General features: G+C 69.4%; 13 protein-coding genes. 2 read left to right on the top strand and 11 right to left on the bottom strand.

The window, feature by feature from the left end; translation table 11 throughout:
* Positions 1 to 11: 11 nt before the first annotated feature.
* Genes nikE through CRT60_RS20720 form a run of 5 tightly spaced genes read right to left on the bottom strand, consistent with a single transcriptional unit; the run spans position 12 to position 6,326 of the window.
* Positions 12 to 1,598: a nickel ABC transporter ATP-binding protein NikE gene (gene nikE / locus CRT60_RS20700; RefSeq protein WP_098738407.1), complete on the bottom strand. Its 1,587-nt coding sequence runs from the start codon at positions 1,596 to 1,598 to the stop codon at positions 12 to 14.
* A complete protein-coding gene (locus tag CRT60_RS20705) occupies positions 1,595 to 2,425 on the bottom strand; it encodes an ABC transporter permease (RefSeq protein WP_098738408.1) in 831 nt (276 codons plus the stop codon). The genes nikE and CRT60_RS20705 overlap by 4 nt, the downstream gene beginning before the upstream one ends.
* On the bottom strand, positions 2,418 to 3,365 hold the full coding sequence (locus tag CRT60_RS20710; protein ID WP_098738409.1) for an ABC transporter permease: 948 nt from the start codon (positions 3,363 to 3,365) through the stop codon (positions 2,418 to 2,420). The genes CRT60_RS20705 and CRT60_RS20710 overlap by 8 nt, the downstream gene beginning before the upstream one ends.
* A 4-nt stretch (positions 3,366 to 3,369) precedes the next feature.
* Complete coding sequence (locus tag CRT60_RS20715) at positions 3,370 to 4,944, bottom strand: ABC transporter substrate-binding protein (protein WP_098738410.1); 1,575 nt, start codon at positions 4,942 to 4,944, stop codon at positions 3,370 to 3,372.
* Positions 4,941 to 6,326 carry a M20 family metallopeptidase gene (locus CRT60_RS20720; RefSeq protein ID WP_098738411.1) on the bottom strand — a complete coding sequence of 462 codons (1,386 nt, stop codon included), beginning with the start codon at positions 6,324 to 6,326 and terminating at the stop codon, positions 4,941 to 4,943. The genes CRT60_RS20715 and CRT60_RS20720 overlap by 4 nt, the downstream gene beginning before the upstream one ends.
* 125 nt (positions 6,327 to 6,451) lie before the next feature.
* Here CRT60_RS20720 and CRT60_RS20725 point away from each other — a divergent pair, with 125 nt between their 5' ends.
* Positions 6,452 to 7,180 carry a GntR family transcriptional regulator gene (locus tag CRT60_RS20725; RefSeq protein ID WP_098738412.1) on the top strand — a complete coding sequence of 243 codons (729 nt, stop codon included), beginning with the start codon at positions 6,452 to 6,454 and terminating at the stop codon, positions 7,178 to 7,180.
* A gap of 69 nt (positions 7,181 to 7,249) precedes the next feature.
* Here the strand turns inward: CRT60_RS20725 and CRT60_RS20730 are convergent, their stop codons facing one another.
* The 6 genes from CRT60_RS20730 to CRT60_RS20755 form a co-directional block, all read right to left on the bottom strand.
* Positions 7,250 to 7,951 (bottom strand): ABC transporter ATP-binding protein, encoded by a 702-nt coding sequence (locus tag CRT60_RS20730; protein ID WP_098738413.1) that lies wholly within the window; start codon positions 7,949 to 7,951, stop codon positions 7,250 to 7,252.
* Positions 7,951 to 8,706 carry an ABC transporter ATP-binding protein gene (locus CRT60_RS20735; RefSeq protein ID WP_098738414.1) on the bottom strand — a complete coding sequence of 252 codons (756 nt, stop codon included), beginning with the start codon at positions 8,704 to 8,706 and terminating at the stop codon, positions 7,951 to 7,953. Before CRT60_RS20735 ends, CRT60_RS20730 begins: the two co-directional genes overlap by 1 nt.
* Positions 8,699 to 9,688 (bottom strand): branched-chain amino acid ABC transporter permease, encoded by a 990-nt coding sequence (locus CRT60_RS20740; RefSeq protein WP_098738415.1) that lies wholly within the window; start codon positions 9,686 to 9,688, stop codon positions 8,699 to 8,701. Before CRT60_RS20740 ends, CRT60_RS20735 begins: the two co-directional genes overlap by 8 nt.
* On the bottom strand, positions 9,685 to 10,617 hold the full coding sequence (locus CRT60_RS20745; RefSeq protein ID WP_098738416.1) for a branched-chain amino acid ABC transporter permease: 933 nt from the start codon (positions 10,615 to 10,617) through the stop codon (positions 9,685 to 9,687). The genes CRT60_RS20740 and CRT60_RS20745 overlap by 4 nt, the downstream gene beginning before the upstream one ends.
* Before the next feature lie 32 nt (positions 10,618 to 10,649).
* Positions 10,650 to 11,846: an ABC transporter substrate-binding protein gene (locus CRT60_RS20750; RefSeq protein ID WP_098738417.1), complete on the bottom strand. Its 1,197-nt coding sequence runs from the start codon at positions 11,844 to 11,846 to the stop codon at positions 10,650 to 10,652.
* 309 nt (positions 11,847 to 12,155) lie between these two features.
* A complete protein-coding gene (locus CRT60_RS20755; protein ID WP_098738418.1) occupies positions 12,156 to 12,623 on the bottom strand; it encodes an ester cyclase in 468 nt (155 codons plus the stop codon).
* Between the two features lie 94 nt (positions 12,624 to 12,717).
* Here CRT60_RS20755 and CRT60_RS20760 point away from each other — a divergent pair, with 94 nt between their 5' ends.
* A complete protein-coding gene (locus CRT60_RS20760; RefSeq protein WP_098738419.1) occupies positions 12,718 to 13,656 on the top strand; it encodes a LysR family transcriptional regulator in 939 nt (312 codons plus the stop codon).
* The last annotated feature ends 28 nt before the right edge of the window (positions 13,657 to 13,684 follow it).

The raw sequence follows: 13,684 nt of genomic DNA on the forward strand, positions 1-13,684 counted from the left end.
TTCCTAGCGAATCAGCCGACGGGGGTCGGCGAGGCGGCCATCAGGTCGCGCGTGTAGGGGTGGACATGGTCGGCATCGACCGCGTCGATGGGCAGCAGGTCGACCAGCTCGCCCCGGCGCATCACGGCGATGCGGTGGGCGATCTGGCGGATCAGGTTGATGTCATGGGTGATGAAGAGATAGGCGGCCCCGGTCTCTGCCCGCAGCGACAGCAGAAGCTCGATGATCGAGGCCTGGACCGAGACGTCGAGCGGGGCGGTGATCTCGTCGCAGATGACCAGCGAGGGTTTGGCGGCGAAGGCGCGGGCGATGGCGACGCGCTGCTTCTCGCCACCGGATAGCTGGTGCGGCCAGCGGGTGGCGTAGGCGGCCGGCAGGCGCACCTGCTCCAGCAGCCGGCCGATCTCGGCACTCAGATTGGCTTGGCCGGTGCCGAACAGCTTCAGAGGGCGCGACAGGATCTCGCCCACCGTCTGGCGCGGGTTCAGCGAGCCGTCGGGATGCTGGAAGACGATCTGCACCGCGCGGCGGTAGGCGCCGTCCATGTCGCGGGCCGAGCCGATCGGCCGGCCGTCGAAGCGGATGCCGCCGGAGAAGTCGGCCAGCCCGGTCAGCGCCCGCGCGATGGAGGATTTGCCGGAGCCGGACTCGCCGACGATGCCCAGGATCTCGCCGGCCTTGATATCGAAGCCGACCGCGTGGGTCGCCGGCGGCGGGGGCGGACGGAACAGGCGCGGCCGGGCATAGCGGACCGAGACCGCCTCGGCGGCGAGCAGGACGCGGTCGCCGGGCCGGTCGTGGACCAGCCGGTTTTCCGGGCGCGGCACCGCCGCCACCAGCTTGCGGGTTTCCTCGTGGGCGGGGCGGGCGAAGATCGAGGCGGCCGGGGCTTCCTCCACCAGCCGGCCCTTCTTCATCACCGCCACCCGGTCGGCGACGCGCGAGACCAGGGCGAGGTCGTGCGAAATGTAGAGTGCTGCCACCCCGGTCTCGGCCCGCAGCCGGGCGAAGAGGTCGAGAATGCGGGCGCCGGTGATGACGTCGAGCGCCGTGGTCGGCTCGTCGAAGACGATCAGCTCCGGCCGGCAGCCGAAGGCGGTGGCGATGAGGATGCGCTGCTTCTCGCCGCCAGAGATCTGGTGCGGATAGCGGCGCATCAGCGCCTCGGGATCGCGCAGTTCGACATGGCCCAGCAGTTCGAGCGCCAGATCCCAGGCGGCGCGCCGGGTCAGGCCGCGGTTGTTGACCAGCGTCTCCGTCACCTGCCGGCCGACGGTCAGCGTCGGGTTCAGCGCGGTCGAGGGATCCTGGAACACCATGCCGATGCGCCGGCCGCGGATGCGGGTCAACTCGCGCGGCGGCAGGCTGCGCAGGTCGGTGCCGCCGAGCCGGATGGTGCCGGACAGCTCGCGGGCATTCTTCGGCAGGTGCCGCATGATCGCCCAGGCCAGCGTGCTCTTGCCCGAGCCGGATTCGCCGACCAGCCCCAGCACCTCGCCGGGCGCGATGTCGAGGCTGATGTCCTGCAAAACCCGCAAGGGACGGCTGCCGGTGAGGTAATCCAGCGTGTAGTCGCGCAATGAGAGGACTGCGGTCATCGTTCGTCCCGCGGGTTCATGGCGTCGCGCAGACCGTCGCCGAGCAGGTTGAAGGCGATGGCGGTCATCGCGATGGCCAGCGACGGCGCGATGAGGATCCAGGGCGCCTGATGGACATACTGGCGCGCCTCCGCCACCATCAGGCCCCATTCGGAAGCCGGCGGCTGGGCGCCGAGGCCGAGGAAGCTGAGGGTGGCGAACAGCATCACTGCGAAGGAGACGCGGATCGTCGCCTCGATCACCACCGGTGCCATCACATTCGGCAGCATCTCGCGGAAGATGATCCAGGACGCGCTTTCGCCGCGCACCGTGGCCGACTTGACATAGTCCTGGCCGCGCACGGTCAGCGCCACCGCGCGGGTGACGCGCGCCATGCCGGGGGCGAAGGTGACGGCGATGGCGATCATCGCGTTGCCGGCGCCGTTGCCCAGCGTGCTGACCAGCAGCAGGGCGAGCAGCAGGCCGGGCACCGCCATCACCGCGTCGATGGTGCGCATGATCGCCTCGTCCCAGCGCCCGCCGAGATAGGCCGACGCGGTGCCGACCACCGCGCCGGCGACGGTGCCGAGCAGGGTGGCGGCCAGCGCCATCGGCAGGGTGGAGCGGGCGCCGACCAGCAGGCGGCTCAGCACGTCGCGGCCGAACTGGTCGGCGCCGAACCAGTTCTGGGCGCCGAGCGGGCGGAAACGGCCGAGGAAGTCCATCTTCTCCGGGTCGTGGGGCGCCAGCCAGGGGCCGAACAGGCAGACCGCGGCCAGCACCGCCAGCAGGATCAGGCCGATGGCGCCTTGCGGCGTGCGCATCAGCCGGCGCAGCAGGTCAGTCATAGCGGATCCTCTTGTCGAGGACGGCGTAGGCGACGTCGGCCAGCGTGTTGGCGACGGCGTAGGTCGCCGACATGATAAGGGCGCCGGCCTGGATCGACGGCAGGTCGCGGGCCGTGACCGCCACCATCAGCTGCCGGCCGATGCCGGGAATGGCGAAGATCTCCTCGATGACGATGATGCCACCCAGCAGATAGCCGACGTCCAGCGCCACGATGGTGACCACCGGCAGCAGCGCGTTGCGCAGGGCATGGCGGACCAGCACCGTGCGCTCCGGCAGCCCCTTCAGCCGGGCGGCGCGGATATAGTCGCTATGCAGCACGTCGAGCGTTTCCGACCGCACCATGCGGGCGACATGCGCCACAAGGATCAGCGAGGCGGTCAGCACCGGCAGGGCCAGATGCCGCAGCGCGCCGCCGAAATCCTCCAGCGGCGAGACGTAGCCGGTGGCCGGCAGCCATTGCAGGGTGTCGGCCAGCAGCATGGCGAGCAGCGTCGCGGTGACGAATTCCGGGAAGGACACCCCGAGATAGGAGATCAGCCCGGTCGCCATGTCGGCCAGCTTGCCCTGGCGCACCGCCGCCAGCATGCCGAGCGGCACGGCGATCACCAGCATGACCAGGATGGCGGCGACGGCCAGCAGAAGCGAGCGGCCGAGCGCCGTCAGCATCTCCGGCCCCACCGGCTGGCCGGTGCGCATCGACAGGCCGAAATCGCCGGTCGCGGCATGGCCGACCCAGCGCAGATACTGCCACCAGATCGGGTCGCCGAGGCCGAGGCGCTCACGGATCGCGTTCAGCGCTTCGGCGGTGGCGTTCTCGCCCAGCAGGGTGACGGCGGCGTCGGCGGGCAGCGCCTGGGTGATGCCGAAGACCAGCACCGACACGATGAAGGTCGTGTAGAGGATCAGCGCCAGCCGCCGCAGGAGCCAGGATGCGCTCACGACCTCAACCCCGCTTGGGAGCAGCCGCCCCGAGCGAGACGAAGTCGAGGCGGAACACCGAGCCGCGCGGGTGCAGGTCGTAGCCCTCGACGTAATCGCGCCGTGCCGCTAGCAGGTCGAAGAAGACGGGGATGACCGACGGCACCTCGTCATGCATCAGCTGCTGCGCCTTGGTGTAGAGGGCGGCGCGCTCGGTCTCGTCGGTCTTGGTCCGCGCCTCGGCGACCAGGGCATCGAAATCCTTGTTGTTCCAGCGCGTCTCGTTCCAGGCGGCGTCGGAGGTGTAGAGCAGCGAGAACACCGCGTCGGCGGTCGCCTGCATGTTGTAGAAGCCGACGTAGAAATTGCCCTTCTTCCACACCTGGTCCAGGTAGGTGGCGTGCGGCATGGTCTGCACCTGGATGCGGAAGCCGGCGGGCTTCGCCATCTCGCGGATGGCGACCGCCAGTTCGGTGCGGGTGCCCGGCTTGTCCGACGCGATCATGGTCAGGTCGACGCCGTTGGGATATCCGGCCTCGGCCAGCAGCTTCTTCGCCTGGGCGAGATCGGCCTTGCGCAGCGGCTGCTCGCGGTGGAAGCGGTACGCCGGGCTGATCGGCGTGTCGTTGCCGGGAGTGCCGTAGCCGCCGGCGACGAAGCCCACCATCGCCTCGCGGTCGACGGAGAGCGCCAGCGCCTTGCGGACGCGCGGGTCGGAGAAGGGCTTCTGGTCGCAGCCCATGTTGACGTTCAGGAACTGGCCTGACGGCACCCGCAGAGCCTTGACGCCGGAGGCTTTCTCCAGCCGCTGGTACTCGCCGGGGGCGGTGCCCAGCATCAGGTCGATGTCGCCGGAGATCAGCGCCGAGGCCTCGGCGGTGCGGTCGGGATAGACCAGCACCTCGACCCGGTCGAGATAGGGGCGCGCCGGGTCGTAATAGGCGGGATTGCGCTCCACCACGATCTTGCGGTCGGGTTCGAAGGAGACCAGCTTGAACGGGCCGGTGCCGACGGCGCTGCGCGACAGGCTGTCGAGGTCGGTCTCGATCACCTTGGCCGGGACGATGCGGGCGTTGGTGTAGGCCAGCGCCACCGGCAGGTCGGCATAGGGCGAGGTCAGGCGGAACAGCACCGTCCGCTCGTCCTTGGCCGTCACCTCCTTGATCGGGCCGACATTGGTGCGGCCGGGCGAGGCGGTCTTGGGATCGAGGATGGCGGTGAAGGTCGCGACCACGTCCGCGGCGGTGCAGGGCGAGCCGTCATGGAAGGTCAGGCCCGGCCGCAGGACGAAGGTCCATTCGGTCAGGGTCTGGTCGGGCGTCCAGGATAGGGCGAGGTCCGGCTCCACCTTCATGCCGGCGGCCAGCCGCGTCAGGCCGGAATAGAGCAGCTCCGCCACCAGATATTCCGGGTTCACGCGGGTGCGCAGCGGGTGGATGACGCTGGCGGCCTGATCGACCGAGATGCGCAGCACGCCGCCGCGGCGCGCGGCGCTCTGCTGGGCGAAGGCCGGAGCCACACCAGTCAGGCTGAAGGCGGGCAGGGCGCCGAGGCCGGCGGCGGTCCCGGCGAGGAAGAGGCGGCGGGTCACGGAACTCATCGGTCGGACTCCTTCTGCGGGCCGCGGCCTGGGGTCGGCACGGCGTTCGGATCGGTGTTCTGGTCGGTCTTTTCGGGAATAAGGTCGGGGGCGAAGCCGGCGGCCAGATAGGCCAGCACGCTCTGCGCCAATGCGACGATGTCGGCGACGGTGGTGTGCTCGTCGGGGGAGTGGACGTTGCTTTCGGGCCGGCCCAGCCCGGTCAGCAGAACCTCCTGCATGCCGGTGCGCTGGACCCAGCCGAAGTCGGAGCAGCTGGCCGCCCCCCAGGTGCGGAACTCTTCCCCGCGGTAGCCGAAGCCGGCCGACAGCGCCGCCTGCCAGCGCGGCCAGTGCGGACCGGTTGGATCGCCGGTGGGGGCGAGGTGGCCGACCAGCTGGATGTCCACCGCGATGTCGGGGCTCCCGGCCATCGCGCGGGCGACTGCCGTTTCGATCTCCGCCCGTGCCTCCTCATAGTCCTCTTCCGGCGCATAGCGGCGGCAGACCAGGATCTCGAACAGCGAGGGGATTTGCCCGCCGCAGATGCCGCCATGGGCGGCGGCGATGTCGAGCCTTGCGGCCAGCGGCCCCGTGGCGATCGGCGGCGGCGGCAGGGCCGAGGTCCGTTGCGCCACCACCGGCTTGAGGTCGGTCAGGGCCTGGAGCAGCGGCAGCGCCGCCTCGATGGCGTTGACGCCGGAGCCGGATTTGTTGCCCTCGCCGGCATGGACGGTGTGGCCGTGCAGCCGGATTTGCAGATTGAACAGGCCGAAGCAGCCCGCCCAGATGCGCGGCGCGGCGCTGCCGTTGAAGTTCAGGACATGGCCCTTCAGCAGCCCCTGTTCGGCAAGGTAGCGCACGCCGGGATAGAGCCCGCCCTCCTCGTCGGTGCAGAACAACAGCATCGGGTCGTAGGCGAGCGGCAGGCCGCAGGCCTCGGCCGCGCGCAGCGCCAGCAGCACGGCGGCGATGGTGCCCTTCATGTCGGCGGCGCCCAGCCCGTACAGCCGGTCGCCGTCGCGGGTCAGGCGGAGCGGGTGCTTGTCCCAGCCGGCGGCGGCGGGCACGGTGTCGACATGGAAATACAGCCCGAGAACCGGCTTGCCCGTCTCCCGTTCGCCGATGAGATTGGTGCGCCGGCCGGACGCCGGCCCGCCGGGCACCCGCCACAGCGCGTCGGGGACGACGACCCGGTTGGAGCGGAAGCCCAGCGGGGCGATCAGCTCATCCATCAGGTCGGCGAAGGCGTCGTAGCCGGCACCGGGAGGAAAGGACGTGTCGACAGCGATCATGCGGGCGAGATCGGCGAGGGCTGGTTCAGCCGACCGCGCGATCCAGGCCATCGCCGCATCGAGGCCATCGTCGCCGGTGGGCTGGCCGCTTCCGTGCCGATTGTCCATGACAGGCTCGCTGTTTTCTATATTCTATAAAGAAATGTGACCGGCGCACAAATCTTTGTCAATCGTCAAGATTCGAGCAATTTCTGGCTATTTTCGAGGCGGTAGTGAACAAAAAGACGGCAAACATGGCGGGTGACCTGCCGATCCCGCTCTACGAGCACGTCAAGCGCCGCATGGCGGAAGCCATTCTGCTGGGCGAATGGCCGCCTGGCATGGTGCTGCCGGGCGAGGTTGCGCTGGCCGCCGATTATGGGGTTGCGGTGGGAACGATGCGCCGCGCTCTGGCCGACCTGACCGCGGACGGCATGCTGATGCGTCGGCGCAAGACCGGGACGGTGGTCACCGGGCGCACGCCGCAGCACAGCCTGCGCTTCTTCTTCCAATATTACCGCCTGCATGGCGGCGACGGCCAACTGCTGTCGTCCGAGGCAGTGGTGACCGAGGTCAGGCAGAGCCCGGCCACCGCAGACGAGGCCGTTCTGCTGGGCGAGGCACCGGGGGAGCCGCTGATTCGCATCGCGCGGCTGCGCCGGGTGGAGGGGCGGGCGGTGATGCGTTCCCACATCGCGCTGGTGGCCCGCCGGGTGCCCGATTTCCCGCTGGACCCGTCACTTGTGCCGCAGCGGCTCTACCTCCACCTGCTCGACGTTCACGGCATCCGCATTTCCGCCGTGCGCGAGCGGGTCTCGGCCGGGCTCGCCACTGCCGAGGATCGCGCCGACCTCGGCGTCCCCGACCCGACGCCGCTTCTGGTCATCGACGAGGAGGCGTTCGACCAGACCGGAACCCTGACCATCGTCAGCCACCACAGGACGCTGACGGACGACCACAGATATGTGAACGAAGTGCGCTGACGGACGAGAGGCCACGGCACCGTCTACTGTGGGCGGCCGATACCCTGCGGCGCGGGGGCACCCGACCCCTCAGATGTGCAGGTAGCTTTCCTGAATGTCGGCCGCCCGGCCCAGATCCGCGCTGGTGCCGCTCCACACCGTGCGGCCCTTCTCGATCACCGCGCAGGCGTCGGCGAGGCGCAACACCGCCGACAAATTCTTGTCCACCAGCAGGATCGACTGGCCTTCGCGCTTCAGCGTCTCCAGCACCGCCCAGATCTCGGCGCGGATCACCGGGGCCAGCCCTTCGGTGGCCTCGTCCAGGATCAGCAGGCGCGGGTTGGTCATCAGCGCCCGCCCGATCGCCAGCATCTGCTGCTCGCCGCCCGACAGCCGGTTGCCCAGATTGCGGCGGCGCTCGCGCAGGCGGGGGAACAGCTCCCACACCGCCTCCAGCGTCCAGCGCGCAGTTCCGTCGCCGCGGGCGGCAGCGGTGGCGACGAGGTTCTCCTCGACCGTCAGGGTCGGGAAGATCTGGCGGCCTTCCGGCACCAGCCCCACCCCCAGCCGCGCCACCCGGTGCGGCGGCATGCGGCCGATGCCTTGGCCGTCGAAGCTGACGCTGCCGCCCCAGCGCGGGATCAGCCCCATCACGGCAGAGATGGTGGTGGTCTTGCCCATGCCGTTACGCCCCATCAGCGCCAGCACCTGCCCGGCCTCGATGGAGAGCGACACGTCGAACAGCACCTGGCTCTGGCCGTAGCCCGCCGTGAGATTATCGATCTTCAGCATCACGCCAGCGCGTCCTCTCCAAGATAGGCGGTGCGGACCTCCGGATGGCCGCGGATCTCGTCGACCGTGCCGGTGACGATGACGCGGCCATAGACCAGGACGGAGATGCGGTCGGCCAGGGCGAACACCGCCTGCATGTCATGCTCGACCAGCAGGATGCCGTAGCGGCTGCGCAGGTCGCGCAGGATGCCGATCAGCCGCTCGGTCTCCTCCGGCCCGGCGCCGGCCAGCGGCTCGTCGAGCAGCAGCAGGCGCGGGTTCATCGCGATGGCGATGGCGAGTTCGAGCTGCCGCTTCTCACCGTGCGACAGTGTTGCGGCGGTGCGGTCGGCGACCTGGCCCAGCCCGACGGTGTCGAGCGCCGCCCGCGCCTCGTCGTTCAGCGCCGCCTCGCCGGCCACCGGACGCAGGAAGCGGAAGGAGGAGCCGCTGCGCGCCTGCACCGCCAGCGCGACGTTCTCCAGCGCGGTGAAGCCCGGCACGATGCTGGTGATCTGGAAGCTGCGGGCCAGCCCCAGCCGGGCGCGGCGCTCGAACGGCAGGGCGGTCACATCCTGGCCGGCGAAGCGGATGGTTCCGCGGTCCGGGCGCAGCGTGCCGCTGATCTGGTGGATCAGCGTGGTCTTGCCCGCCCCGTTGGGGCCGATGATCGCATGGATCTCCCCCGGCAGGACGGTCAGCGATACGTCGGAGGTCACGGTCAGCGCGCCGAAATTCTTGCTCAGGCCGTGCAGTTCCAGCAACGGATCAGGCATCGGCGTTTCTCCGCTTGGGCGAGGCGAACCGGAAGGCGGCACGCAGGCGCAGCGGCGCGCCGATCAGCCCGTCCGGCAGGAACAGCACCGACAGCACCAGCAGCGGCCCGAACACCAGCCGCCAGTAGACCAGCAGGTGCGACAGCGTTTCCTCCAGCAGCACGATGGCGAGCGCCCCCAGGATCGCGCCGCCGAGCTGGCCGACGCCGCCAAGGATGACCATGAACAGCAGTTCCCCCGACCGCGTCCAGGACAGCAGGGCAGGGGATACGAACTCCGTCGCATTGGCCAGCAGGGCGCCCGACAGGCCGCCGACCGCCCCCGCCATCACATAGGCGACCAGACGGTAGGGGTAGGGCTGGAAACCCACCGCCAGCGCCCGCTGCGGATTCTCCCGCGCCGCCCGCAACACCCGGCCGAACCGGCTGCCCAGCAGCAGGGTTCCGCCCACCCAAACCAGGGCCAGCAGGCCCAGGCAGAGGAAATGGAAGATCAGCCGGTTGTCCAGGATCCGGCTTCCCAGCCACTCTGTGCGGGCATAGAGCGTGTAGCCATCGTCGCCGCCCAGGCTGGAGAAGGAGGAGGTGATGAAGAAGGCCATCTGCCCGAACGCCAGCGTGATCATGATGAAATGCACGCCGCTGGTGCGCAGCGACACCGCTCCCGTCATGAGCGCGTAGACGGCTGCCGCGGCGATGGCGGCGGGGAAGACGATCAGCCCCTCGCTGATCCCGGCGGCGTCGAAGGCGACCACGGCATAGGCGCCGATCCCCATCGTCGCGGCATGGCCCAGGCTGACCAGCCCGGCGCCGCCGACCAGCAGCGACAGGCTGACCGCCGCCATGCCCAGGATCATCGCGCGGGCCAGCAGGCTGAGCGCGAAGCCGTCGCCGAAGCCGAGGAAGGGGGCCGCCGCCAGCGCCAGCAGCGTGACCAGCGCCAGCGCATGGTTGCGGAGGGATTTGTGGAACGGGGCCGTCATGCCGAGCGTCCCCCCGGGAAAAGCCCGGCCGGACGGAAGAACAGGATGGCGGCCATGACGATGTAGACCAGCATGGAGGCCAGCGCCGCCCCGGTCTGCCGGGCCGACGACGGGTCGAGCAGCAGCCGCAGCAGGTCGGGCAGCATCGCCCGCCCCACACTGTCGAGCAGCCCGACCAGCAATGCTGCGATGAAGGCGCCGCGGATGGAGCCGACGCCGCCGATGACGATCACCACGAAGCACAGGATCAGCACGGTATCGCCCATGCCCGGCGCCACCGGGAAGATCGGGCTGGCCAGCGCCCCGGCGAACCCCGCCAGCATGGCGCCGAAGGCGAAGACGACGGTGAACAGGCGGCGGATGTCGACCCCCAGCGCCGATACCATGGCGGGATGGGTCGCCCCCGCCCGCACCAGCATGCCGGCCCGCGTCCGCTCCACCAGGAACCACAGCAGGAGCGGCACCACGATGCCGATGCCGATGATGACCAGCCGGTAGGTCGGGTAGAGCAGCCCAGGCACGATCTCCACCCCGCCCATCGGGCCGCCGGTCAGCCCGGACGGCTCCAGCACGGTCTGCGGGGCGCTGCCCCACAGCGCCCGTGTCGCCTCCTCCACCGTCAGGATCACCCCGAAGGTGGCGAGCACTTGGGCGAGATGGTCGCGGCGGTAGAGATGGCGGAACACCAGCCATTCCAGCGCCAGCCCGACCAGCAGCGCCACCGGCAGAGCCAGCAGCGCCCCCAGCCAGAAGCTGCCGGTCCACACCCCCAGCGTGGCGGCGACATAGGCCCCCAGCATGTATTGGACGCCATGGGCCAGATTGATCAGATCCATGACGCCGAACACCAGACTGAGTCCGGCCGCCACCAGGAACAACAGCACCCCGAATTGCAGGCCGTTGAGGGCCTGCACCAGAAGCATGGACATTGCGAAAGCCCCCCGTCAGCCCGTCCCGCCCGTCACCCCATCTTGCAGGAGGCGGCGTAGCCGTCGGCGTCGGCGCTCAGCACCTTGCGCACGGTTTCCGTCTGGAACTTGCCGTCGGCGCGCTTGGCGACCTTGCACAGCCAGAAATCCTGGATCGGGAAATGGTTGGGCCCCAGCCGCAGCGCTCCCCGCACCGACGGGAAGTCGCCGGCCTCCAGCGCCGTCCGCAGCGCCGCCTTGTCGGCGACGTCGCCCTTGGTCCGGCGGATCGCCGCATCCAGCATGTGGGCGGCGTCATAGGCGTGGGCGGCGAAGTTCGACGGGACATAGCCATAGGCCGCCTCGAACTCCTGCACGAAGCGGCGGCTGTGCGGATTGTCGAAGTTGGGCGCCCAGGTGGCGGCGGTGTAGAAGTCGAGGGCCGACTCGCCCTGGGCCGGCAGGGTCGATTCGTCCACGGTGAAGGTGGAAAGGAAGGGGATGTTGGCGAGCCCGGCCTGACGGTACTGCCGCACCAGATTGACGCCCAGCGCGCCCGGCATGAAGGTGAAGATGGCGTCCGGCTTGGCGGCGGCGATCTTGGTGACCTCGGTCGAGAAGTCGAGCTGGCTCAGCGGCACATAGACCTCGTCCACCACCTCGCCCTTGTAACGGCTGCGGAAGCCGGCCACCGCGTCCTTGCCGGCCTGATAATTCGGCACGAGGATGAAGACGCGCTTGTAGCCCAGGTCCTGCGCCGCCTGCCCCATGGTCGCGTGCGGCTGGTCGTTCTGGTAGGCGCTGCTGAACAGGAAGGGGCTGCATCCCTTGCCGGCGAGGGTGGAGGGACCGGCGTTGGCGGTGATCAGGAAGGTGTTGCTCTCCGTCACCGGGCGGACAATGGCCTGCAGCATGTTGCTGAACACGACGCCGACCACGAAATCGACCTTGTCGCGCTCCAGCGCGGCGCGGACCTTCGACACCGCCACGTCGGGCTTCAACTCGTCGTCGATCACCAGTGTCTCGACCGCCCGGCCGCCGAGCTGGTTGTTCAGCCGCGTCACCCCCGCCAGCCAGCCGTCCCGCAGATGCGTGCCCAGCGCCGCCCCCGGACCGGACAGCGTGCCGACGAAAGCCACCTTCACCGCCTGAGTCTGCGCCCGCGCGATGGACGGCGCGAAGGCGAATCCCCCGGTGGCGGCGACGGTTGCGGTGGCGGCGGTCGTGGTGAGAAAGCTGCGACGGTTCATTGATGGATTTCCCTGTTCTTGATGTGTCGGAAGCATACCCTCGCAGTCCGGCTTTTGGCATCCGTGTCTGTGCGGTGCGCCGGTTGTCCGTGGTGGGGGGCGAACTGTCCAGATCCGAAATCCGGTTCTTCCGAACCGGACCGGACTGTCTGGAAGGACGCCCGATGGCGGCGATGGCGGCGATGGCCTTTGAGTCCGGGGGGCGGATGCTTCGCCCCGGCCAGCGCGCCGTCATGCCGACACTGAAAAGAACGTGGTGGGAAACCGTTCCAGCTGTCCCCCCGGCGGACGGGACAGCGGGTTGGGAGGCTACCGTCCGGCCTCCTCCGCCAGAACGGGGCGGGCTCCGATCTGGTTCATCCAGCCGAACCAGTCTTCGAGATGCCAGGTGTGGGTCAGCTTGCCGTCGGCGATGCGGTGGAATTCATGGATCGCCACCCGGAAGGGCCGGCCGGTCGGCGCGATCCCGAACCAGTCGCCGCTGTGGGTTCCGGTCATCACCGCCCGCACGGCGGCACGGCCGGGCGCGCCGATGATGTCAAGGACCTCGATCTTGGTGTCGGGGAACGCGGCGAGAAATCCGCGGATCAGCGGCTTCATCCCGTCACGGCCCGGCTGCTGGCCGGGATTGAGCGGAATGTCCTGCCAATCCTCGGTCACCGCCTCGTCGAGAAGGTCCGGATTGCCTTCGCTGAAGGCGCGGTAGAGCGTCTCGACGGCGCGGAGTTCCTGCGGCGTGAGCCCGGTTCGGGTCACTGTGTCGTCCTTCGGTGCCATGGGGCTTTTCCTTATCATGGATGCGATGAGGGGACGCTACCCGATGGCCGGACATGCTTGAAATCGATCCTCGATATATGGAAACATCCATGCTATGGATTTGCATGGCATCGACCTGAACCTGCTCGTCGCGTTCGATGCCCTGATGGCCGAGCGCAGCGTGACACGGGCCGGGGCCCGCATCGGCCGCACCCAACCGGCCATGAGCGCCGCGCTTGCCCGTCTGCGCGGGCTGCTGAAGGACGAGCTGTTCGTGCGCGGGCCGAATGGGTTGCAACCGACCCCGCTGGCGCTCGACCTGGCTCAACCGATCGGCCGGGCCCTGACCGAACTCCAGCAGGCCCTGGCGTTCACGCAGAGCTTCGACCCGTCGACCTCCACCGCCAGCTTTACCCTGGGCCTGTCGGACCACCCGACCTTTGCCCTGCTGCCGGCCCTGCTGGAAATCCTGCGCGAACAGGCGCCGGGCGTCACCCTGCGCATCCGCAACTTCATCGCACGGGACGATGCCATCGGTATGCTGGACGCCGGCGAGGTTGATCTGACGGTCGGTGTGCCGCCGACCGCCACCGGCAGGATCCTCAGCCGCATCCTGTTCGAGGAGCGCTTCGTCTGCGTCGTCCGCAGGGGGCATCCGACGGTGCGCCCACCGCTCGAACTGGGCGGCTTTCTGGAGCAGTCGCACCTTCTGGTGTCGCCGGAAAACGAGAGTTACGGGGTGGTCGATGCGGCCCTGGCAAAGCAGGGATTGAAGCGCCGGCTGGCCCTGACGCTGCCGCAACTCTATGCCGCTCCGGCCCTGGTGGCGCAAACGGACCTGATCGCCACCCTGATGGAAGGTGTGGTCGCGGCCTCGGGCCATGCGGAGCGGCTTTGCATCATGCCGGTCCCGCTCGACCTTCCGCCGATTCTCTTCGCGCTGTCCTGGCACCGCCGCAACGATGTCCACCCGGCACAGCGGTGGTTCCGCGACCTGCTGGCGTCGGTTCCGCACTGCGCCGGACTTCGTATCCCCGCCGGTCCGGCCGCCTGATGCGGCGGTGAGCCTGTTCGGCGAGGCC

The organism is Azospirillum palustre (assembly GCF_002573965.1).
Taxonomy (GTDB): Bacteria; Pseudomonadota; Alphaproteobacteria; order Azospirillales; family Azospirillaceae; genus Azospirillum; species Azospirillum palustre.

Excerpts from the sequence above, each read along its gene's own strand:
- CRT60_RS20740 (WP_098738415.1), bottom strand. The coding sequence starts at position 9,688 with ATGACGGCCCCGTTCCACAAATCCCTCCGCAACCATGCGCTGGCGCTG.
- CRT60_RS20705 (WP_098738408.1), bottom strand. The coding sequence starts at position 2,425 with ATGACTGACCTGCTGCGCCGGCTGATGCGCACGCCGCAAGGCGCCATC.
- CRT60_RS20725 (WP_098738412.1), top strand. The coding sequence starts at position 6,452 with ATGGCGGGTGACCTGCCGATCCCGCTCTACGAGCACGTCAAGCGCCGC.
- CRT60_RS20755 (WP_098738418.1), bottom strand. The coding sequence starts at position 12,623 with ATGGCACCGAAGGACGACACAGTGACCCGAACCGGGCTCACGCCGCAG.
- nikE (WP_098738407.1), bottom strand. The coding sequence starts at position 1,598 with ATGACCGCAGTCCTCTCATTGCGCGACTACACGCTGGATTACCTCACC.
- CRT60_RS20750 (WP_098738417.1), bottom strand. The coding sequence starts at position 11,846 with ATGAACCGTCGCAGCTTTCTCACCACGACCGCCGCCACCGCAACCGTC.
- CRT60_RS20720 (WP_098738411.1), bottom strand. The coding sequence starts at position 6,326 with ATGGACAATCGGCACGGAAGCGGCCAGCCCACCGGCGACGATGGCCTC.
- CRT60_RS20745 (WP_098738416.1), bottom strand. The coding sequence starts at position 10,617 with ATGTCCATGCTTCTGGTGCAGGCCCTCAACGGCCTGCAATTCGGGGTG.
- CRT60_RS20730 (WP_098738413.1), bottom strand. The coding sequence starts at position 7,951 with ATGCTGAAGATCGATAATCTCACGGCGGGCTACGGCCAGAGCCAGGTG.
- CRT60_RS20760 (WP_098738419.1), top strand. The coding sequence starts at position 12,718 with ATGGATTTGCATGGCATCGACCTGAACCTGCTCGTCGCGTTCGATGCC.
- CRT60_RS20715 (WP_098738410.1), bottom strand. The coding sequence starts at position 4,944 with ATGAGTTCCGTGACCCGCCGCCTCTTCCTCGCCGGGACCGCCGCCGGC.
- CRT60_RS20735 (WP_098738414.1), bottom strand. The coding sequence starts at position 8,706 with ATGCCTGATCCGTTGCTGGAACTGCACGGCCTGAGCAAGAATTTCGGC.